The organism is Nocardioides malaquae (assembly GCF_015070385.1).
Lineage (GTDB): Bacteria > Actinomycetota > Actinomycetes > Propionibacteriales > Nocardioidaceae > Nocardioides > Nocardioides malaquae.
The window spans coordinates 1-259 of record NZ_JADCSA010000640.1; the positions used below are offsets into that span (position 1 = coordinate 1).

Annotated in this window: 1 protein-coding gene; it reads right to left on the minus strand. The window is 56.8% G+C overall.

The genetic code is table 11. From position 1 onward, the window contains the following. Nucleotides 1-242, minus strand: a 242-nt coding sequence (locus tag IEQ44_RS17320; protein ID WP_227487669.1) for an alkylated DNA repair protein domain-containing protein, incomplete at its 3' end; no start/stop codon positions are given. Between the last annotated feature and the right edge of the window lie 17 nt (nt 243-259).

Below are 259 nucleotides of genomic sequence, written 5' to 3' on the forward strand. Positions count from 1 at the left end.
CCTGGCCTGCGACTTGCGGTGTTGACGACTCGCTGGAGCGTTGTCCTCTCTGCTGCTGTGCAGCACCCGAACCACAGGTTGATGCAGTACGTGAGGATGCTCTCTATCGAGCACCGGTAGAAGGACACCAGCAATTCTTGAGAGAGTTTGTTGTTCCTAAGGACTCTCAGGAAGTGCATTCGCTGATGTGCCTTCTTGACGATGGCTGCGGTGTTGGTGCTCCAGGTCAGGTCCTCGTCCAAGTGGACGCCCAGGAAGC